20 protein-coding genes are annotated in these 21,737 nt (G+C 41.6%); 9 read left to right on the top strand and 11 right to left on the bottom strand.

All coding sequences use genetic code 11. The features are described 5' to 3' along the window. Window positions 1–11: 11 nt before the first annotated feature. Both CGB83_RS15695 and CGB83_RS15690 read left to right on the top strand, forming a co-directional pair. On the top strand, window positions 12–347 hold the full coding sequence (locus tag CGB83_RS15695; RefSeq protein WP_100077619.1) for a superinfection immunity protein: 336 nt from the start codon (window positions 12–14) through the stop codon (window positions 345–347). Between the two features lie 71 nt (window positions 348–418). After that, window positions 419–796 carry a YchJ family protein gene (locus CGB83_RS15690; RefSeq protein WP_100076650.1) on the top strand — a complete coding sequence of 126 codons (378 nt, stop codon included), beginning with the start codon at window positions 419–421 and terminating at the stop codon, window positions 794–796. Between the two features lie 258 nt (window positions 797–1,054). Here CGB83_RS15690 and CGB83_RS15685 read toward each other — a convergent pair whose 3' ends face one another. From CGB83_RS15685 to CGB83_RS15670, 4 genes are all read right to left on the bottom strand, one after another. Continuing rightward, window positions 1,055–1,555 carry an FKBP-type peptidyl-prolyl cis-trans isomerase gene (locus tag CGB83_RS15685; RefSeq protein ID WP_100077618.1) on the bottom strand — a complete coding sequence of 167 codons (501 nt, stop codon included), beginning with the start codon at window positions 1,553–1,555 and terminating at the stop codon, window positions 1,055–1,057. A 107-nt stretch (window positions 1,556–1,662) separates the two neighbouring features. Further along, the gene (locus CGB83_RS15680) at window positions 1,663–1,914 is read right to left on the bottom strand and encodes a VF530 family protein (RefSeq protein ID WP_100076649.1); all 252 of its coding nucleotides are present in this window, start codon (window positions 1,912–1,914) and stop codon (window positions 1,663–1,665) included. A 706-nt stretch (window positions 1,915–2,620) separates the two neighbouring features. Then, on the bottom strand, window positions 2,621–3,646 hold the full coding sequence (locus CGB83_RS15675; protein WP_100076648.1) for an LLM class flavin-dependent oxidoreductase: 1,026 nt from the start codon (window positions 3,644–3,646) through the stop codon (window positions 2,621–2,623). Between the two features lie 175 nt (window positions 3,647–3,821). Further along, entirely contained in the window at window positions 3,822–5,960 is a 2,139-nt protein-coding gene (locus CGB83_RS15670) for a S9 family peptidase (RefSeq protein WP_228419964.1), read from the bottom strand. 288 nt (window positions 5,961–6,248) lie between these two features. Here CGB83_RS15670 and CGB83_RS15665 point away from each other — a divergent pair, with 288 nt between their 5' ends. Then, complete coding sequence (locus tag CGB83_RS15665; RefSeq protein ID WP_100076647.1) at window positions 6,249–6,761, top strand: YceI family protein; 513 nt, start codon at window positions 6,249–6,251, stop codon at window positions 6,759–6,761. 62 nt (window positions 6,762–6,823) lie between these two features. Further along, entirely contained in the window at window positions 6,824–7,651 is an 828-nt protein-coding gene (gene ygiD, locus CGB83_RS15660) for a 4,5-DOPA-extradiol-dioxygenase (protein WP_100076646.1), read from the top strand. Window positions 7,652–7,711: 60 nt separating this feature from the next. On the opposite strand, the gene CGB83_RS15655 is transcribed toward ygiD, so the two are convergent. Together CGB83_RS15655 and CGB83_RS15650 are read right to left on the bottom strand one after the other, a co-directional pair. Continuing rightward, window positions 7,712–7,981 carry a hypothetical protein gene (locus CGB83_RS15655; protein WP_100076645.1) on the bottom strand — a complete coding sequence of 90 codons (270 nt, stop codon included), beginning with the start codon at window positions 7,979–7,981 and terminating at the stop codon, window positions 7,712–7,714. A 381-nt stretch (window positions 7,982–8,362) separates the two neighbouring features. Continuing rightward, window positions 8,363–9,862 carry a S8 family peptidase gene (locus tag CGB83_RS15650; protein ID WP_100076644.1) on the bottom strand — a complete coding sequence of 500 codons (1,500 nt, stop codon included), beginning with the start codon at window positions 9,860–9,862 and terminating at the stop codon, window positions 8,363–8,365. Between the two features lie 238 nt (window positions 9,863–10,100). On the opposite strand from CGB83_RS15650, the gene CGB83_RS20340 reads away from it, so the two are divergent. Then, on the top strand, window positions 10,101–10,334 hold the full coding sequence (locus tag CGB83_RS20340; protein WP_100076643.1) for a hypothetical protein: 234 nt from the start codon (window positions 10,101–10,103) through the stop codon (window positions 10,332–10,334). Window positions 10,335–10,527: 193 nt separating this feature from the next. On the opposite strand, the gene hutH is transcribed toward CGB83_RS20340, so the two are convergent. Further along, window positions 10,528–12,015 (bottom strand): histidine ammonia-lyase, encoded by a 1,488-nt coding sequence (hutH, locus tag CGB83_RS15640; RefSeq protein WP_100076642.1) that lies wholly within the window; start codon window positions 12,013–12,015, stop codon window positions 10,528–10,530. A gap of 134 nt (window positions 12,016–12,149) precedes the next feature. Here hutH and CGB83_RS20465 point away from each other — a divergent pair, with 134 nt between their 5' ends. The 3 genes from CGB83_RS20465 to uvrC all read left to right on the top strand — a co-directional run bounded on the left by CGB83_RS20465 (window position 12,150) and on the right by uvrC (window position 14,782). Continuing rightward, a complete protein-coding gene (locus CGB83_RS20465; RefSeq protein WP_228419962.1) occupies window positions 12,150–12,581 on the top strand; it encodes a hypothetical protein in 432 nt (143 codons plus the stop codon). Window positions 12,582–12,610: 29 nt separating this feature from the next. Continuing rightward, a complete protein-coding gene (locus CGB83_RS20460) occupies window positions 12,611–12,895 on the top strand; it encodes a hypothetical protein (protein WP_228419960.1) in 285 nt (94 codons plus the stop codon). A 96-nt stretch (window positions 12,896–12,991) separates the two neighbouring features. Then, entirely contained in the window at window positions 12,992–14,782 is a 1,791-nt protein-coding gene (uvrC, locus tag CGB83_RS15630; RefSeq protein WP_100076641.1) for an excinuclease ABC subunit UvrC, read from the top strand. 136 nt (window positions 14,783–14,918) lie between these two features. Here the strand turns inward: uvrC and CGB83_RS15625 are convergent, their stop codons facing one another. The 4 genes from CGB83_RS15625 to CGB83_RS15610 all read right to left on the bottom strand — a co-directional run bounded on the left by CGB83_RS15625 (window position 14,919) and on the right by CGB83_RS15610 (window position 20,623). Next, window positions 14,919–17,798, bottom strand: coding sequence for a T9SS type A sorting domain-containing protein (locus CGB83_RS15625; protein ID WP_100076640.1), 2,880 nt, complete (start codon window positions 17,796–17,798; stop codon window positions 14,919–14,921). 80 nt (window positions 17,799–17,878) lie between these two features. Beyond that, window positions 17,879–18,631: a hypothetical protein gene (locus CGB83_RS15620; RefSeq protein WP_100076639.1), complete on the bottom strand. Its 753-nt coding sequence runs from the start codon at window positions 18,629–18,631 to the stop codon at window positions 17,879–17,881. A 14-nt stretch (window positions 18,632–18,645) separates the two neighbouring features. After that, window positions 18,646–19,725, bottom strand: a complete 1,080-nt coding sequence (locus CGB83_RS15615; RefSeq protein ID WP_100076638.1) for a putative type IX sorting system protein PorV2 — start codon at window positions 19,723–19,725, stop codon at window positions 18,646–18,648. A gap of 1 nt (window position 19,726) precedes the next feature. Continuing rightward, window positions 19,727–20,623: a DMT family transporter gene (locus CGB83_RS15610; RefSeq protein ID WP_100076637.1), complete on the bottom strand. Its 897-nt coding sequence runs from the start codon at window positions 20,621–20,623 to the stop codon at window positions 19,727–19,729. 92 nt (window positions 20,624–20,715) lie between these two features. Between CGB83_RS15610 and CGB83_RS15605 the strand changes: the two genes are divergently transcribed. Next, window positions 20,716–21,516 (top strand): TerC family protein, encoded by an 801-nt coding sequence (locus CGB83_RS15605; protein WP_100076636.1) that lies wholly within the window; start codon window positions 20,716–20,718, stop codon window positions 21,514–21,516. The last annotated feature ends 221 nt before the right edge of the window (window positions 21,517–21,737 follow it).

Here is a 21,737-nt window from a genome sequence, read left to right as displayed (position 1 = left end):
CCTATGTAAGTATGAACACTCTAACCATCTTAAGCCTCTCATGGCAACATGTACTCATTCTTTTACTGTTCATCCCTATTTACTTTATCCCTACATTTATTGCCCTTAATAGAAAAAAATCAAATGCAGGTGTCATTTTTGCTTTAAATCTATTCTTAGGCTGGGCATTAATCGGCTGGATAGGAGCGTTAATATGGGCCTTATCGAAAGACAAAACAGACCAGCAGCGAACCATTGAAAATAACAATTCCAATATTGATCAGCTGACTCAATTAAAAAAGCTTCATGATCAGGGAGTCATTACAGACCAGGAATTTGAAACCCAGAAGAACAAGCTGCTTCAATAGAAAGCATATTTTTGATTTGAATTTTAAATTCCCAGGAAAATTTAGGACTTTTGTAGTTTAAATAAAAAAAAATGAACTGTCCCTGCTGTTCCGGAAAATCATATGAAGATTGCTGCAAGCCGTACCATACCGGAGAAAAGGATGCTCCGACTGCCGAAGCGCTGATGCGTTCAAGGTTTTCCGCTTTTGCCATCCCGAATGCAGACTACCTCTGGGAAACCACGCTTCCAAGCAAAAGAAAATACCATAACAAAAAAGATTTACAGGATTGGGGAGACCGCAATACCTGGACAAAACTGGAAATTGTGGACAAGCCTGCTGCCGATACAGTGGAATTCAAAGCTTTTTATACGGATGAAAACGGTCATCCGGAAATCCATCATGAATTATCAACCTTCAGAATGGTTCAGAACCGTTGGTTTTATGTGAGCGGTATATTTATTCAATAATATAAAGCACAAGGAATCTCTGATTTTACGGAGCTGTTTCCGGCTATCCACTCTTACTCCTCGCGCAGCCGCTGATCCCTTCCATGCTGCGGGGTAACCGTTCCTATCCGGGCTAGGTCCGGGCCGGTAATACCTACATTTTCAGAATAAAATAATGTCCGGTATGCTAAACAATCTGACTGAATTTCCACTGAGAAATATATTTGATCAAGACTTTCAGCATAAAAAAATGTCCGGTAAAACCGGACATTATATAGATTAGTGAGCTTCGTTTCCGTCGATTCCGTGCGCATGGCCATGAGACAACTCCTCTTCTGTAGCAGGACGTGTATTTAAAATTTCCACCTGGAAATCAAGTACTTTTCCGGCCATAGGATGGTTAAGGTCTGCAACAACAGCTTCCGGCGTAACTTCTACCACAAAAGCCTGGAAATTATTCCCCTGGTTGTCAGACAATGGCAGGATAGCTCCTACAGGAGGAATCCCTGATTCCTGGAACATATCCAATGGAAGCTGAGCAATAGCATCAGCCTGTCTTTCACCGTACGCTTCTTCCGGCTGAATGGTAAAGGCAGCGGTATCACCCGCCTGAAGTCCAAGGATATTTTGTTCAAATTTAGGGATCATCATTCCTACACCATATAAAAATGTAAGCGGATTTTCTGCTGTGGTCTCTTCTACAAGGGTTTTGCTTCCATCTTCCTCGATGGTGTGAAGGATGTAACGTACCGCTACAACGTGATTGTTTTCGATTGTCATAATTTTTCTTTTTTCGTGATCTTTCACGATTAACCTTACAAAGGTACTGTTTTTGAAATCATTGACCGAAATTATACCGAGAAAGAAACGCTTTGCTGTACAATCCTTTATGCCCTGTCCTGGTTTTCATTGCGCTTTTTTTCACGCAGTACAAAGAGGTACAGGCTTTCTACTTTTGCCCGTGCCCAATCGGTTTTCCTCAAAAATTTCAGGGATGAGCTGATGCTTGGGTTATCGGTAAAACATCTGATATTAATCTGTTCGCCCAGCTTTTCAAACCCGTTGTAGTATTCCACAAGTTCTTCAAGAATGGTATCCAGGCGTTTTCCGTGCAGCGGATCTTTGGATGACTGTTCCATGACTTTTCGGTAAAAATAAGGATTATTTGTGGGTTAGCAGGTTTTTCTCTCTGTTATGCTGACTGACTGATGGAGATCGGAAGCAGTTTCTGACAGATATTATGGTGTTGGCCGTCCTAGTGTTTCGCAGCAACGCGGAGAAAAATGTATCGAGAACCGGTGAGTAGCAGACAAAAGTGTCATCCTTTTCAACAAGTTCCCGATACACTCCACTTCGTTGCGTATTCGAACAGACGGAGGCAGAAATCGATCCTGACAAACATTGCGGCATCGTCAGTTCGAGTTTTTTTCGCAGCAAGGCGGAGAAAAATGTATCGAGAACCGGTGAATAGCAGACAAAAGTGTCATCCTTTTCAAAAAGTTCCCGATACACCCCACTTCGTTGCGTATTCGAACAGACGGAGGCAGAAATCGATCGACAAACATTGCGGCATCGTCAGTTCGAGTTTTTTTCGCAGCAAGGCGGAGAAAAATGTATCGAGAACCGGTGAATAGCAGACAAAAGTGTCATCCTTTTCAAAAAGTTCTCGATACACTTCACCTCGTTTCGTACTCGAACTGACGAAAGCAGAAATCAATATATGACAAACATTGCGGCATCGTCAGTTCGATCTTTTTCACAGAGAAGTAGCTAAAAAATCCCTTTGGAGACTTGCTCTGCAAAGGGATGTGTTCATATCGACAGATTGCTCCATCATTTCTGATCTTACAGGTCTTTCACCAGTGGTTTCACTTCTTTACCGAACAATTCGATTGATTTCATCATGATCTCATGCGACGGATCACCGACATCCATATGTCCGATAAATCTCGTAATCCCGAAAATATCTTTCAGATAGGTGATTTTATCTGCTACTTCTTTGGCACTGCCGATGAACAGAGCCCCCTCTTTGCTTCTTCCGCCTTCGTACTGCATTTTCGTATACGGTGCCCAGCCCCGGGAAGAGCCGATCCTGTCCATCTGGGACTTGTAATTATGGAAATAGCCATCAATCACTGCCGGATCATCGCTGACGAAAGTATGCGAATGAACGGCAATCTGCATTTCGGCCACATCATGCCCGGCCCTCTTGTATTCCTGCTTGTAAAACTCAATCAGGTTCCTGAACTGTACAGGCATGCCTCCGATAATGGCTACCACTAACGGCATTCCAAGCTCAGCAGCACTTTGAACAGATTGCGGCGTACCGCCTACAGCCCTCCAGATCGGAAGTTTCCCGCCATTTTTAGCTCTCGGGTAGACGGTCTGGCTTTTCATCGGTGCACGGAGCCTTCCTGACCAGGTAACATTTTCTTCAGAGTTTATTTTCAGCAATAAGCCTAACTTTTCCTCGAAGAGTTCCTCATAATCATTCAGGGAATATCCATATAACGGGAAAGACTCGATGAAACTTCCTCTTCCCACATAAATTTCGGCACGGCCATCGGAAATCAGGTCCAGCGTTGCGAAATCTTCATATACTTTTACCGGCTCGGAAGAACTTAAAACAGTTACACCACTGGCCAGCTTTATATTTTTGGTGATGCTGGCCGCAGCAGCCAGAACTATTTCCGGGGAAGAAACGGCGTAATCCGGACGGTGGTGCTCTCCCATGGCAAAAACATCAATTCCCACCTCATCCATGTATTTCACCTGTTCCAGGATTTCACGGATCTTCACTCCCGGATCCCGGTATTTCCCGGTAGACTGGTCCCATGCCAGATCCCCGAACATTCCTATTCCTAATTCCATATTTTAGATTTTAGATTTTAGATTTTAGATTTTAGATTAGCCAAAATTACAACTCCCTGCCATCAAATCCATTGATCTTTGATAAGAACGGGCCATCTACAGGTGAGCTATCCAATACTACATCCTTATTCCCTACAGCATAAAAAATCCGGACCTGCGGCCCGGATGATACTATTTATTTTTTAAGATACAGATCAAAATAATCCGTTACTTTCTGCATCAGATGTACGCGGTCTTTACCAATGACATTATGCGGATGTCCCGGATATACAAAATAGTCCAGCTGAACACCATTATCCACTGCCGATTTGATGAATTTGACGGAATGCTGCCAAACCACTACATCATCCTGCGCACCGTGGATCATCAATAACTTTCCTTTCAGGTTCTGCACCTTATCCAGCAGGTTGGCTGTTGCATATCCCTGCGGGTTTTCCTGTGGCGTGTCCATATACCTCTCTCCGTACATGATTTCATACATGCTCCAGTCGATCACTGGTCCACCGGCAACCCCTACTTTAAAGACTTCAGGATGGCGGAGCATGAAGCTGGTCGTCATAAACCCTCCGAAACTCCAGCCGTGAATCCCCATCCGTTCTCCATCCACATAAGGAAGCGATTTCAGGTAGTTGACTCCTTTCATCTGGTCGTTCATTTCAGTGGTTCCCAGATTCCTGAAAACGGCCTGCTCAAATTTCAGTCCGCGGTTAGAAGAACCTCTTCCGTCCATGGTAAAAATAATGTATCCATTCTGTGCCATGTATTCATACCAAAGGTTTCCGGAAGCCGGGAAGGTATTGGTCACCAGTTGCAGGTGCGGACCATTATACAGGTATACGATTACCGGGTATTTTTTATTCGGGTCGAAATGGGTCGGAAGGATGATCTTACCATATAGAGGCGTCCCGTCATCAGCTTTTAATTCTACATTTTTAATTTCCGGGCGCTGGTAGTTTTTCAACGGATTTTCAGCGGTCAGGATATTATCGGTTTTCAGTGTTCCGGTATTGATGATATTGACTGTTCTTGGCGTAGTAGCGTTGCTGTAGGTATCGTACAGGTAATTGCCGTCACTGCTCAAAATTCCTGTGTGCACACCCGGGGCATTGTCAAGACGCTGCATCTTGAAATTTGTCCAGTTGATTTTATACAGGTGCTTTTCCAGCGGCGTTTCTTTAGTGGAAGCGAAATAAATTTCTTTTTTCTTCTCATTGAAACCCAGAATATCGGTTACCAGCCAGTCACCTTTTGTAATCTGGGCAACCAGGCCTTTTTCCAGGCTGTAGTGGAACAGATGATTGTATCCTGTCCTCTGGCTCTGCCAGATAAAGTCTGTATTGGAGTTCGGGAAGAAAGTAAGCGGATGCTGAGGTTCCACATATTTATCACTGGTTTCCTCAAACAGTGTTTTTACAAAGTTTCCTGTTGCCGCATCGTACTGATTCATTTTGAGGTGGTTCTGTCCTCTGTTCAGCACGCCTACAAAGATATACTTTGAATCCGGGCTCCAGGTTACGGCTGTAAGGTACTGGTCTTTTTCACCTTCTGTTTTCAGAAATACCGTTGACTGGGTTTTGATATTGAAAACGCCAAGAGTGACCTGATGGGAGGTCTGTCCTGCCATCGGGTATTTGATATTGTGATTGACGGCAGGCGTTACAGACCAGTCGATAATCGGGTAATCGGCTACCATGGTCTGATCCATGCGGTAGAATGCGACCTGCTCAGAATTAGGTGCCGGAAAAATCCCGGTATCGATCCCGAATTCATTCCTGTGGACATTGGCCGCACCGTTGAGGATATTTTCGTCGGTATCATGGGTTACCGCAATGGTTTTTCCGTTTTTATGAACAAATAAATTGTTCTTTACCGTAAAAGCAATTGTCTGCTGATCCCCGAACATCTTCTGGTTTGAAGCTTCTTTATCCATGGCAACCATTTTCTTTACCTTCCAGTCATTGCCGGATTTTTCTACCCACATCATCTGATCCCCGGAACTGAAATATCCCTTGGTAGTGCCAGTAAATCTGATTGGCGGAACAGCCTTTAATTTATCTGTAAGGTTTTTATTGAGCTGGGTAAGGGATACCAGGGTATCTCTCCGGTTTGTTTTCAGGTCAGTGACCAGGTAGCCGCCTTTAACCGTCTGAATATAGGATTTTCCATCTTCTGACCATGAAAACTGTGAGATATTTTTCACGGCAAGGTTGGTTCTTAAACCGTTTACGGCTTCTGCCATCGTAAATTTCTGGGTCTGAGCCATTGCAGGACCGCCCAAAGCCAGCATCAGTAAAGAAAACGTATATAACTTCATTGCATAAAATTGAATCCTTCAAAAATAAGAAATAAAACCCATCCGTTAAGAAATGTTAAAATAAAAGATGCTGCGTGTGGTACATGTCTTGTAGTGATTACCATTACAGTATATCCAATAAAGGAGGCTAAGCCTTGATGAGTAATGAATAATGGGTAATGATTAACAGGTAATAGGCAATAAATAATTGAGAGTCCTGACTGAGTATTTCTTATCTTAAATCAATGGATGGTAGTGACCGGATACGATACCTTTGTATCATTATTAACAACATAAAAATATAAAAACATGGCAACACAATGGAATTTAGACCCAACGCATAGTGAAATTACTTTCAAAGTAAAGCACATGATGATTTCTAATGTTAAAGGAAGCTTCACCGATTTCAGCGCACAGATTGAAGCGGAAGACGATACTTTTAAAAATGCTAAAACAACAGCAACCATCAAGACAGATTCTGTTTTCACCAATAATACCGACCGTGACAACCACCTTAAGTCTGCGGAATTCTTCAATGCTGAACAATATCCTACGATTACTTTTGAATCCCAGGCTTTGAGCGATGAGGTTACCGGAAACCTTACCATCAACGGGATTACAAAACCGGTGACCTTAGATGTAGATTTCGGAGGAGTGAATGTTGACCCATGGGGAAATACCAAGGCAGGATTTTCTTTTGAAGGTAAAATCAGCAGAAAAGATTTCGGTCTGAACTGGAATGCCACCCTGGAAGCAGGAGGTGTTTTGGTAAGTGATGATGTGAAAATCGCAGGTGAACTGCAGTTTGTAAAACAGGCATAATTTTTCCAACCATAATAATAAGGTCCGGGAATTAGCCAATTCCCGGACCTTTTCCATCTGATATGAACCTTAATGATCTTCAAAACCTCAGCAGCGGTTTCCATACAACACAGAGAATGCCCGTCCTTTTCCTGGGGCACGGATCTCCCATGAATGCCATTGAAGAAAATCAATTTGTACAGGGCTTTCGTAAAGCAGCTTCTGAAATACCAAAGCCTAATGCCATTTTATGTATTTCAGCCCACTGGTATACTGCGGGAACCAAGGTAACGGCTATGGATCTGCCGCAAACTATCCATGATTTCGGGGGATTTCCACAGGCATTGTTCGATGTACAGTATCCGGCTCCGGGAAATCCCGGGCTGGCCAAAGAGACTGCAGATCTTTTAGTTCCCGTCGTGGTGGAAGAAGACCATCAGTGGGGACTGGATCATGGAGCATGGTCCGTAATCCGGCATATGTATCCGGATGCGGATATCCCGGTTATCCAGATGAGTATCGATTATACAAAACCGCCACAGTATCATTTTGACCTGGCTAAAAGGCTGGAAAAGCTTCGTGAAAAGGGAATCCTTATTATCGGAAGCGGAAATATCATCCACAATCTGAGGCTGATCGACTGGCGCAACATTAATACGGTTGGCGCCGGCTGGGATTGGGCTATAGAAGCCCGGGAGAAAACCAATCAATGGTTGCTGGAAGGAAATTTCAATGCGATTATCAACTATCATCAGCAGGGAACTTCTTTGCAATACGCGGTTCCGAGTCCGGATCATTATCTTCCGCTGCTCTACAGCCTGGGCCTGAAACAGTCTTCAGAAAACCTGTCTTTATTTAATGATGAACTGATTGGCGGCTCGCTGAGCATGACGAGTGTAAAGATCGGATAAATCAGTATAAAAAAATAACCGGAAGTGATCTCCCGGTTATTATACATCAATGTATTGTTATTAGATTCTGGTAATACCCACTACATGAGGTTGGCCATTGATCGGCTGATAGATCTCGACCACAGCTTGCCAGATTACCATTGCAGGAGGCATGGATGCCTCACATTTGAAACGGTAATTGGTTCCGTTAACCAATTGTGTGGATACTTCCTGCGGAGTGTATTTTACTCCTACGAATCCTTGCATGGCTTCGTCAAATACTTTTTGATCTTCTGCTGTAAGGGGGTGGAATTTAGTCCATCCTCCTACTAATTGTTCTGTTTCTGACATGGTTGTTATGTTTTTCCTCCTACTCTTATGGCTTTTCGGAATACGCCCCGTTTTAAATGGTTTCTGGTCTCCACGGTTATTAGCTGAATACTTTTAGGCCAGCTTAGCTGCTGCTTTATGGCTGTGCCCAAATGTATTGTTGTGATCACATAGCAAAGCTAGTGCATATAGCAGGTTTTCCATAGCGTAGATATACTTAATTTAGATCATAGGTATAATTACCGTTCGGCAGATAAAGGGTATATTCCTATATGATTCAATGTAAAACCAGCTGTACCTATTTTAGGTACAGCTAAAAAAGCGAAACACAATGTTCCGCTTTATCATATCCTCTGAATCGTGGTTCAAATTCAGTGGTGGAATTTTCTCTTCACTACGTGATTACTGAACAGCCTTCAGCACATTGATGTTCCCGTATCCATAATCGGAATTGGGATTTGGGTAATAGGTTGAAGACTGCCTCATTTTCGTCAGGACCTGATCCCTTGTCCAGGAAGGGTTTTTCGCCCATACCAAAGCGGCAATCCCTGCTGTGGAGGCTGTGGCAACAGAAGATCCGCCCACATAATCAGTCTGCCCGTTATAATAACTCAGTACCGGGATGTTGCTTCCTGAAGCCCGTTCCATCTGATAGGTAAAGTCGATCTCTGATCCGGAATGGCAGATATCACATTTCTGATTGGAAGTATTCTCTTTCACGCCTGTTATCGCCTGCGTTTCAGGCATCCACGCCGGAAAGATCACACCGGCAAAATTGGTGAAGCTGGTTGAAGTCCCGCCGGCACAGAAGATCAGCTTTCCTTTGGAATAGGCATATTTTACACCGTCTTCAATCTTACCGACAGAAAAAATATGGCCCATAGACATGGAGATGATTTTCACCTTGGTATTATTGCCGAGCTCAGTAAAAGCAGTTTTAACCCCGTTCTGTTCGTGGTAACCGTCCAGTACTACGTTGGAGGCAGCCCTGTAGGTAACCAGGCTTGCATTATACGCCACACCTACCGGCTGTCCCTGGTTGTTCCTCGGCGCAGCGGCGGCTGAAGCCATGCTGGTCCCATGGCCGCATTTATCGGCAGATCCGTCATAGCCGCTGCTCCATGGCCATGCAGAATCTACATAGACGCCGTTCTTAGTAATCGTTCTTCCGGATGAAAGACCATTATTGAAGCTGCTTCCCAAAAGCGCCTGTTCGGAAGACACGCCACTGTCTATAATCCCGATGGTGACACCGGCGCCGGTACTGTAATTCCATGCGCCGGTAATATTATGCCGGGCAAATGACCAGGGCGCTTTTGCATTAGGGGAAACCGTAGTATAATCTGAAGCATTCAAAGCCATTGATTCCAGTCCGCAACCGGATGATGAACTGCCTGACTTAGCGGCACCACCGCCGAATTTCTGCTCGTTCTCAAAATACCGGTAATCTGCCGGTTCCAGGTAACGGATGCCTGCCATCCTGCGAAGGGCCATTACCGTTTCCTGTTTTTCTATGACCACATCCATCTGGTTCAGGTAAGGATCAGAAGATAATACAACCCTGTCGGTTTTTCCTTCGTACTGCTGAATAACCTTCAGGATTTCCTCTTCCACAGCTTTACTGTCAGCCGTGAGGCTTCTGTCGAAAGAAGACCCGAAACCGATGGATGCAATTTTGTTGCCCTGGAAAACAGCACTCCAGACCAAATGGTCCGAGGATTCTTTCCAGGAAAATCTTCCTTTGGTACGGATGGTCTCGTTAATTTTTTCATTGATCTGCCTTGAGGTTAACGGATCTTTCTGTACCACCTCGATATTGGCTGCTGAGTTTTGCAGATCGTCTCTGTTACAGGCTGCAACTGCCGAACACAGCATGAATAAATAAAAAAGGTTTTTCTTCATAATAAAATTTGGATTAGTGGTCTAATATATCATTTTACTATGAATATAGAAATTAGAATATTATTGAAATAATAATGAAAACAAATAATTAAAAGTTGATAAATATTTAGCAAAAATATAATTAATCAAAACTGATTAATTTTGTCATTCCAATTTTTGAACATAAATTATCTTTACGGAAACCCAAGGAACAGTATTTAATTAAAGCTAATTTCGCTTATATATTAAATAAAACATTATGTCAATTAAAATTACATGTATTAACAAAGACAATGGTTATCACGCAAATCCTAATTTAGCGATTACCCACTTAGGTTGGATAAATGAAATAGATCAACAAACTGGAAAAAACACGAGACTAGAAATTTATTCTTGGATAAAAATGAAAATGGATATGCCTATGTTACAGACGGAAGTGGAAATAAAGCAAAAGTTATTACTGCGGAAACCTCTAATGGTACTAAATATCTAAAGACTGAGGCTGATAATACTACAACAATAATTTATTATCACTTCCTGAATGTAAAATATAAATTAAATAAGCTGTTCAAAAAGAACAGCTTATTTAATTTTACCATATTGATGACAAACTAAAGTACTAATTATTTTAGTTTGTTTTCTTATCTAACGCTCAAGATAGTTCTAAAAATCAATTAAATATACGATTAATTCACTACGAATTTCCGTTCATTGATCAATTCCGCAATTGCAAGCATGTCTTCACCAATCAGCCGGTCATCTTCCAGTTTGGCCACTTTTGAACGCAGGATGTCAAAGTTTTCTTCAATAATTTTTGAACATTTGGCGGGTCTCCTGAATTCAAGGCCCTGAGCGGCAAACATCAGCTCAACCGCTAAAATATTGACGAGGTTACCTAGAACCTGGTTGAATTTCCTTCCGGAAATGCTGCCCATGGAAACGTGGTCTTCCTGTCCTAAACTTGTCGGGATCGAGTCTGCCGAAGCAGGGAAGCATAACGTCTTGTTTTCCGTTACCAAAGCTGCAGATGTATACTGAGGAATCATAAATCCTGAATTCAGTCCTGAGCTTTCGGTTAATAATCTTGGTAAACCGTATTTGCCTTCCAGTAGGAGATAACTTCTCCGGTCTGAAATATTTCCCAATTCTGCCGCAGCCAGAGTAGCATAGTCAAGCGGCAGGGCCATCAGCTGCCCGTGGAAATTGCCTCCGGAAATAGATTCTTCGGCACTTAAAACAATCGGATTATCCGTTACTGAATTCAGTTCGGTTTCTGCCATCATTTTCAGGTGCTCAAAAGCATTGCGGCTTGCGCCGTGTACCTGCGGTACGCATCTCATGGAATACGGATCCTGCACCCTGTCGCAGTATTCATGGGACTTCAGATTATCGGAATTTTTCAGGAATTTCAGCATTCTTGCAGCCACTTTCCTGCTGCCGTCAAAAGGGCGGATTTCATGAAGCTCTTTTTTAAACGGACTGGCAGAACCGCGGTACGCCTCAAGGCTCATAGCAGCCGTCATATCGGCAAGGTCCAGCAGGTATTCAAACTTTTCCAGCCCTTTGATGGCATGGGCCAGGATAAACTGTGTCCCGTTGATCAATCCTAATCCTTCTTTAGGACCTAAAGTCAAAGGCGCAAGATCATGCTGTTCAAGAATCTCAGCCGTTTCAAATATTTCCTGGCCCACCCAGACTTTCCCGAGGCCAAGAAGCGGCAAAACCAGATGAGCCAGCGGAGCCAGGTCACCGGAAGCCCCTACAGACCCCTGTTCCGGAACTACCGGAATAATATCTTTTTCCAGCATCAGGATCAGCCTTTCAATCACTTCCAGGGAAACGCCTGAAAATCCTTTCGACAGGGCATGAACTTTGGCAATCATCATGATCTTTGAAAATTCTTTGTCAATCGGCTTTCCTACGCCCACGGCATGGGAAATGATCAGGTTATACTGTAACAGTGCAGTCTCATCAGCGGAAATTTTAGTATCGCAAAGCGGTCCGAACCCTGTATTGATCCCATATACACAACGGTCTGACTCAACGATCTGCCGGACATTTTTCTGGGATTTTAAAATCTGTTCTTTCGCTGTCTTATTCAGCTTTGCTTTATTGGGCATTTTGCAGATCTCCAGCACATCGTGGAAACTTAAAACATCTACACCGTATATCATTCTCAAAATTTTGTCTTAAAATTACACATTTAGGGCTAACTGGGAAAACGAATTTCAGATACCATACATTTTTTGATCATAAGAAGAATAATTTGTTATTTTTACCGCAGATTTTCAGATCAGATTAATACACTATGAAACTTAAAACATTTACCCTTGCCCTGTTGCTGGCTGCAATGTATGCTTTTGCACAAAAAGTAAAATACCAAAAGGAAGAAATCAAGAAAATGGAGCAATACCTTTTCAACGAAGGCTTCAATATCCCCTCCCCTAAGAAAACATCAACGGTAATTCTGAAGGATGGAAGTATCCATAAAGGATTCTGCAATAAGATCGATACCAGGAAGGGACAGATTTTTGAGGTCTCCCTCAAGGACAGCATTACGAAAAAGCCTGAACTCTACAGCGCCGACCAGATCGCTGAAATGTATGTATATCCCGGCAATGCTAAGAAAATTGCGAAAGTGGCCCGTTACATGGGCAATATCAGAAACTACGGCACCAAAAAGTTATCCAAAAGAACCAATAATGACAGGATCTATTTTGTCAACCAGACGGTACCCTGAAAAACAAAAAGGATGACCAGGAATTCCTGATGCAGGTGATTAATCCTGAATTTGATGATATCATCTCAGTATATCATGATCCAAGAGCAAAGGAGACCGGTGGTGTGTCCTTCGGTGGCGGCCCTCAGCTTGGCGGAGGCGTCATCAAATCCTATTATGTGAAGAAAGGCAATAAGGTGATGTGGTTGCATAAGGATGATTTTGAAGATGAGTATAATTTCCTGTTCGGAGACAATGCTGAGTTCATGAAAAAGTATCCTAAGAATTCTGTAGAATGGGATTATTTCAGTTTCCTGGTTCATGAATATACGTAAATGAGCCACGGATAAAGTATAATTTTAACATAATATTGTGCGGCCATAGAATTTCTATGGCTTTTTTCTTGCTTTTAAATTACGTAATTTTGTTATATGAATCCTTTCTTAGAATTACAGCTGAAAACTTTACCTTCCGAACCCGGCGTCTATCGTTACTACGATAAGAACGACCAGCTTTTATATGTGGGGAAAGCGAAGAATCTTAAAAAAAGGGTTCTGTCTTATTTCAATAAAAACCTTCCCGGATACAGGACCAGAATTATGGTCAGCAAAATCCAGCGGCTGGAAACCACGATCGTGAACAGCGAGTATGATGCGCTTTTGCTGGAAAACAATCTTATTAAAGAACATCAGCCTTTCTATAATGTCATGCTGAAGGATGACAAAACCTATCCCTGGATCTGCATTAAAAATGAGAATTTTCCCAGAATTTTCCTGACCAGAACCAAGATCCGCGACGGTTCCGAATATTACGGGCCGTATGCTAAAGTGCGCCCCGCAAGGATTCTACTGGATACGATTAAGCACATCTATAAACTCAGGACCTGCAACCTGAACCTGGCGCCGTCTAAAATAGAAGAAGGCAAATACAAAGTATGCCTGGAATACCATATCAAAAATTGCAGCGGGCCCTGCGAAGCTCTCGAAAGTAAGGAAGAATACGATGAAAAAATCGATGCGATACGCGGAATGATCAAAGGGGATTTCCGGAAAGCAAAGGAATACCTGACGGACAGAATGATCCGATACGCCTCCAACCTGCAGTTTGAAGATGCACAGATCATCAAGGAAAGGCTGGATGTCCTGGAGGATTACCAGGCTAAGAATACGGTGGTGAATCCGAATATCGATGATGTGGACGTTTTCGGGATGACGAGTGATGAAACGGCAGCCTATGTGAATTTCTTCAAGATCAGGAACGGGAATATCATCCAGAGTTTTACCACAGAAATCAAGAAGATCCTGGAAGAGACTGACGAAGAGATTATGGAAGAAGCCCTGATTGAGATCCGTCAGAAGTTTGATTCAAATTCCAAAGAAGTGTTACTTCCGTTCCATTTACCGATCGAAATTCCGAATGTAAAGCTGATCGTACCGAAAGTCGGGGACAAAAAACGCATTGTGGAGCTTTCGGAAAAAAACGCGAAAGAATACCGTGTAGAAAAACTGAAACAGGTACAGATCATCGATCCGGAAAGGCATACCAACAGGATTATGGCAGAAATGCAGAAGCTGCTGAGAATGCCTGTAGAACCCAGGCATATTGAGGGATTCGATAACTCCAACATCCAGGGGACCAATCCGGTTTCAGCCTGTGTGGTTTTTAAGAACGGCAAGCCCAGCAAGGCAGACTACAGGATCTTCCATCCCAGGAACGTTGAGGGGGCCAATGACTTTGCCACTATGGAAGAAGTGATTTACCGGCGTTACCGAAGGATGCTGGATGAGGGTGAAACCCTGCCACAGCTGATCCTGATTGACGGTGGAAAAGGCCAGCTTTCTTCAGCCGTTAAAAGTTTGCGCCTGTTAGGATTATACGGAAAAATCACCATTGTAGGGATCGCCAAAAGGCTGGAAGAGATTTTCTTCCCTGAGGATCCTATTCCTTTGTATTTAGATAAAAAATCGGAGACGCTGAAGATTCTTCAGCAGGTCCGGGATGAAGCCCACCGTTTTGGGGTAAGGCACCATAGGACCAGGAGAAAGAATTCAACCATAAAATCTGAACTGGAAGAAATTCCGGGTGTAGGCAGTAAGACCATAGAGCTGCTCCTGTCCAAACTGAAATCGGTCAAGAGGATCAAGGAATCCAACCTGGAAACCCTGGAGGAAATTTTAGGAAAAAGTAAGGCTAAAGTAGTTTATGATTTCTTTAATCAATAACGATCAAATGAAAATAATTAGCAAATATTAAGTTGTTTTTAAAAATTAGGCACAATTAAACACCGTTTAACAACTTCTAAACATTTAAATTACAAAAATCAAGAGACTGTCTATTCGAACAGTCTCTTTTTATTGTTTATTTTTTAAGGATTTTACTCAAGAATTCGCCTTTGTTTGTTTTTATCTTTAAGAAATATATTCCTGAACTCAACCCTGAAATATTTACTTTCCCTTTGAAATCCGGAATATCTTTAATCAGCTTACCTGAGGTATCAAATAGTTTAAGGCTTTCAACATTAACGTCGCTCTGAATTTTTAATGAAAACTCATCGGCAACAGGATTCGGATATACCTGAATATTTGGATTATTGGTCTTCACATTTATCATTCCTTCATTCACTGCTAAATAAACTGGAAGCGGATCCGTGACTGTATATAATTCATTTCCGTGCTCCTTTGTATAGATGGTTAAAAATAATTTTTCATTATCGGTAGTCATTTTCAAAATATTTTCATTGACCAACAACTGGTTGTCATCATTTGTTACAAAAATATCCAATGGAATCGTGCCTGCCAAAATCCCGTTGCTTCTCCAAACCTTTTGGAAATCTCCATTAAGGAAATACAGGTAATTATTCGCACAAGTCATGTCTTTTATCGCAGAAAAGTTGGCTCCCAGACTTACTGTTCCTGCGGTTGTACCGTCAGTTTTCAGCAATTCCGTAGAATTGTTATTGGTGAAAAACAATTGATTTCCGCATTTTTTAAATCTAATATCACCGAAAAAATTAACCGGTGAAACTTGAGTTGTTCCGGCAACCGTTCCATCGGTAGAATATAGCCCGGAAGGATATCCTTTCACGGCATAAAACAATTTATTATTAAGCATTTCCGTATCGCTATTGATGCTGGACGAACTGTATAGCTCATTGTGAGATTTCAGCAGAACAGCGGAAGCCAAATCACCGTTGGAAGCAAAAAGCTCTGTATTGGAAGTATTTGTAGACCCTTCTTTTCTTGTGGAATACAGTAATTTATTATTTAAGCTTCCAACAACCTTGATGTTTCCGTCGGATCCGTCCTGGAAATTAACCTGAATGGTTTTCGTAGTATTCGCTTCGGTTCCGTCAGATTTCCAGACGCCCAGTTTTCCGTTCTGTTTGGCTACAAAATAAGCATATCCGTTCAATACCGTTGTTTTTGGGTCGGTATTGTACATACTGCCCATGCTTTCCGTTGAAATATCCTTTACTAAAACCACCGTACTGGAATTGTTGTCAATCTTCCAAAGCTCCGTCCCTAGCACGTTGTTGTATCCGGAAAATAATAATGTATTGTCATTAAGATTAACGAAGAAAGAATTATCATAAATTACGGTATTTCCTGTGGATATAACCACCGAATTTGCAGAAGTTCCGTCTGTTCTGTACATTCCACTGACCGGATTGGGCGTATTATTTTTAGTATAAAGAAAATTTCCGACTTTAAAAAGCATATCATTAAAATTGGTATACATCCCTCCTCCAAAAGATCCGTTTGTAAAGTTGGTAATCCTGGTTATCTGCTGGGTATTTTTGTCTCGCTTATAAAACTGATTGTTGAACTCTCTATCTGCAGCAATAAAAACGAGATTATCATTTAGCAATTTGTAGGAATGGGGAGAACTGCTTTCAAACTTACTTATGTCTGATACCAGGGTAGCTGATTGTGCAAACGGATCCAAAGAATATAACTCCATTCCGTTCTTGGGGCTGCTTCCTGCAAGATACAGTTTTGAATTAAAATCCACTACTCCATTGGAAGCCGTCATCCCTAAAGCCGACATTTCAAATGTCTGGGAAGGATTTCCATTGGTAATCCAGAAACGATTCCATTCGTTGGGCTTTGTAAGAATTAAGTACTGCCCTTCCGAGCTTTTCCCATGCAGCACATTATTGGTAGGCGTATTGAATAAAACAGTCCCGGTTTCCGTTCCATCCGTTTCCCAGATATAATTGCCATAGCCCGGATTTATTCCTTTTGCACTGCAGTCGAAGTAAATTTTATTGCCAACTTTAAGAAATTTCTGATTGGTACTCATGGAGTTGGTCGTTCCTGGATAGATATCTTTTAAAATTTTTGTTCCCGCAACCGTTCCGTCTGAGATCCATGGCTCAAAACCTCCGTTTGTGGCACTGAATCCTGTAAAGACAAAATAGTCTCCTCCCGAAGCACCTGCCAACTGAGGAGAATTCTGCATAGGCAGCAGAGGATTTGTACCTGCCATCGTTCCGTCACTTTCATAAAGAGCATACCCGGTTGACGTATTCGCCATGAAATAAAATTTCCCGTTGTTCAGCGTCAGCATTTTAAAATCGTTTGAAATACTGCTTCCGCTGTTGGGGACAATATCTTTCACCAGAGAAGTCCCGGCAACCGTGCCATCGGATTTCCATATTTCTTTACCCGAAATCCCGTCATTTGCAGCAAAGATCAGCTGATTATTGTAAGAGTATAATTTTACATTCCCGGAATATTCAAATGTTTTTAATAAAGAAAGATTATTCGAGATTGTATCAAATGTCCAAAGCTCATTATTTTGATAATAGAAAATTTTATTTCCTACGACTACGAACTCATCAATGGAATAATTAGAATTTATATCCTGTCTTTTTACGGTTCCGGCAGGGGTTCCGTCCGTTTCCCAAATCTGATAACCTGAATAATTTTGTTGTGCTAAAAAATATACTTTGTTATTCAGCTTTACAAATATAGAGTTGGAAGGTATTCCACTATTTTGTCCTGCAAAAATATCTTTCAGTAATGTCGATTTCTGTGTTATTGAATTATAAACCCAAGGTTCTAATCCTTCATCCGCATTTCTGGATGCTGCAAAAACAATACGCTCATTGAGTTTTATTAAATTATACGGAGAACTCCCTGCCCCATAATGAATCTCATTCAGCTGAGTGTTCAGTGTCTGGGAATACGAATATATTGAAAATACGATCAATAAGGTAGTATAAATCTTTTTCATAGTTGTTTTTTTTAAAATTAATCCTTAACTCATTCTTTCGTTTGAGTTAAGGATTAAGTATTCTGTTATGTATTTTTAATTTATTTTTTCGAAAATATCTCCTTCGTATAATTGCCGCTACCTTGAGGAATTTCTATAACGAGGTTCCCATTTTCATAATATCCTAAGGTGTATTCACCATTCTGCAGCTTTACCCTGAAAACATCATTTTTTGTAGTCGTTCTGAAGGTAGCATAAGGAACAGAACTGTCCTGATCAGCAAGGATGAACTGGTTTTCATCGATCTGTATTTTCTGTACGGTTGCTTTACCATTAGTATATTTCCCTGTTCCGGAATTGGACTGTGCTTTCACAGGCTCAGAAACACTGCTTGCTGCAACAGGCTTCTCTGGCTGGACACTGCTGACTCCATTGATATGTTCAACCGGATTTGATACGGCAACCTCTTTTACCGCCTGCTGTAAAGCATCAGAAAATCCTTCCTCAAATTCTTTGATCATAGAAGTCCCTTTTGATTGCAAGACGGTTTTCCCATTGCAGTCCTTAAAATCAAGGATTACCCTATTCCTCAGAAAGCTTTTATCATTGATGACATCAGCATTGATCACCTGGCATGGATTGGCTTTCACCTCTGCCGGCCAGGAATTCTGATCACCGGAAAGAACTACATATTTCTTTCCTTTCAGTATCTTGGTCAGCAGGTCTTCCAGTCCGAAACTGTTCTTGAAGGTCTGGAATTTCTGAGGCACTGAAACATACCTGAACTCGGATACTTTCTGCCCGAATACCAGGACAGAACATAGTGTTACTGTGGTGAGTATAATCTTTTTCATGATGTCTGGATTGATTAATCGTTTCTGAACTCACCCATATCCAGCTTCAGGGAAAAGAAATTGGAGTAAAAATTGGAGCCGCCAATCCCGGAGTTGGTAATGGCATAATCCAGGGTAAGCCCTCTGTATTTGATCCCGATCCCTGCACTCGGCTGGAATGAGACTTTCCTTTTCAGGTCTTCTATATCCGTGATCGACTGAAACCTGTTGACTCCCAGCCTCACAAAAATCATTTTCTGATAGCCCAGTTCAGCTCCTGCATAAGGTGTGATACTGGCAAAATCTGTCGATACCAGAGCGGCTGTCCTGGCAAAGTCGATATTTAAACCTGCTTCAGGAAGCACATAGATATTGCTGCTGAAATCGAATTTCTTACTTGCTCCCACATTGAGCTTAGGCATGGTAAGTTCCATCTTATCTTTAGGAGCCGGGTTGAATTCTTCCCCATTCACCACGGTAGATAATTCTTTCTGGTTGATACTCCAGAAATTGACGGTCGTAGTGGCATCACGGAGCATCCCTCCATACCTCCAGCCGTTGTCTGCTTTATAAATGGCACCTACATCAAACCCGAATCCATAACCGCTCGCGAATTTACCTACATTACGGTAAACGATTTTTGCATTGATCCCCACATCGAGCTTTGGATTCCCGGCCGGATTAAAGGCGTAAGAAAGAATTGCTGCATAGTCTGACTGGGAAAATTTAGTGATTTTATCGTAATCTATATTGCCTTCGGTATCAATAAGCTGAGTCGTATTCAGGATATTATCTACGCCAAGCCGTACGACCGAAACTCCGAAAACGCCTGTTTCAAGAACTTTAGCATAAGCCAGGTAGTCATATTTAGCAATCGACTCAAAGTATTCGGCGTGCATGGCTGCCCCCTGCCAGTCCCTTTCGATGGCCATCATTCCTGCCGGGTTCCACATCGGCGAGTAGACGTCGTCCTGATTGGAAATAACTGCCCCACCCATGGCTAACCCCCTGGCTCCGGCACCGATATTGAGGAATTCATTGGAATATTTCCTGATAATCTGGGATTGAAAGATCCCAAATAAGAGGGAGAATACAAGTAGTAAATATTTTTTCATCTTAAGATTGATGCTTATGCTTGATTAATGTTCTCTGTTTCTTAGCTTTAATAAATCCGTTAACGACAATCGCAAGGATCATGACTCCGGATGCAATATAAAATATGGAGCTCATATGCTCCGATTCGCCAAAGATAAAAAAAGCTAGTATAATTCCGTAAACCGGTTCTAAATTAACTGTTAAAATTAGTGTGAATGGCGAAATATATTTCATCAGGTTTACCGATTCAAGCATTGGAAAAGCAGTGAAAACACTGGCCAACAAGGCTATTAACGCAAGATCACGGTAGTTTATTTCATTGATCTGAAAAATTTGCCCGGAAAATAAATAAAATACCAATAATATAGCCCAACCACAGAAAATTTCGTAAAAAATAATGTTTCCTGAGCTGGTCTTTCCAAACATTTTACCGTTGAATACTGAAAATATCGTCCCGAAAATGGCACAGAGGACGCCGTAAAAGATCCCTTCTTTATATTGGAATTCAGTTTTAAAAATCAGGAGGATGCAGGCTACAATCACAATTCCCATGATCACCTCCGAAATATCGATCTTCCTCTTGAATATAACGGGCTCCAGAATGGAAGCAAACAACGTTGATAAAGAGAGGCAGCTTAAAGCAATCGAGACATTAGATACCTTGATAGAATGAAAAAAGCAGAACCAGTGTATGGCCATTGATAAGCCAATGGTTGCCAGCTGAAAGAACAGCTTTTTGCTCACCTTAATACTTTCTTTCTTATAGATCCTGATGAAAGCGAACAGGAATACAGCAGCAAAGAGCATGCGGTAGAATACCAGATTTTGGGCGTTGGCATGAATAAGCTTTCCCAGAATGGCAGTAAATCCCCATAAAAATACAATTAAATGCAGCCTGAAAAGTGCTAATTTATGCATAAATCCCCTCTTTAAATTTTAACATGCAAATTTACGAATCGATTTTATAAATCTTTAAAAAAAGCATAACTTTACTATAAATAAATGTTTTTATGGATTTTTTAGAGGTGTTTTCATCCGCCAATGCATGGTTTGCGCTGCTTACACTTACTTTTCTGGAAATTGTATTGGGGATAGACAACATTGTATTTATCTCGATCGTCTCCAACAGGATTGATCCAAAAGACCAGCGTAAAGTACGCAACACCGGTCTTTTCCTCGCTATGATTTTCAGAATTGCATTGTTATTCGGCATCCAATGGGTGGTAGGGCTCAACCGGCCTCTGATCAATTTAGAATGGTCGTGGTTTCACGGGTACATTACCGGCCAGTCCATTATTATTTTTCTGGGAGGCTTGTTCCTCCTGTATAAATCCGTGTCTGAAATCCATCATAAAATAGAAGGTGATGAAGAAGTACACCTTTCCGCAAAGAAAACTTCACTTTGGGGATCGGTCTTACAGATCGCACTGCTCAATATTGTTTTTTCTTTTGACAGCATCCTTACAGCAGTCGGGCTTGTCAGCTTCAAAGAGTTCGGAAATACCGGAGCGCTGGTTATTATGATTTTAGCAGTTATTATTTCCATTGCCATTATGATGCTTTTTTCAGGACCGGTCAGCAGGTTTGTCAATGGCCATCCGACGATACAGATCCTCGGTCTTTCATTTCTGATTCTCATTGGAGTGATGCTCTTAGCAGAGGCTTCCCACATGGGGCATTTCAGCCTTTTCGGACAGGAAGTGGGAACTATTCCTAAAGGGTATCTTTATTTTGCGATTTTCTTTTCTCTGATGGTAGAGTTCTTTAACACAAAAATGAAAAAAAATACCAGTCTTTCCAAAAAACAATAAAAAACCCTGAAAATTTGTTCAACTTTCAGGGCCTTCAAATAATAAACTATTAAAAAAATAAACTAGGAACTTAGAGTACTAAGAGAATCACCTCTTATTTCCTCTGATGTAAAGTTAGAAAAAAAAACATTCACATAAAAACAATATTTTGTTAAAAATTTCACAAAATTCTGATAACCAACAAATTAAACAACTGTTTTATTTCCCTCTTATTTTCTTTG

It is taken from the genome of Chryseobacterium camelliae, from assembly GCF_002770595.1.
In the GTDB taxonomy this organism is placed as follows: domain Bacteria; phylum Bacteroidota; class Bacteroidia; order Flavobacteriales; family Weeksellaceae; genus Chryseobacterium; species Chryseobacterium camelliae.
Note: the sequence above shows the minus strand (reverse complement) of the source record. Positions and strands in the feature narration are given on the sequence as shown.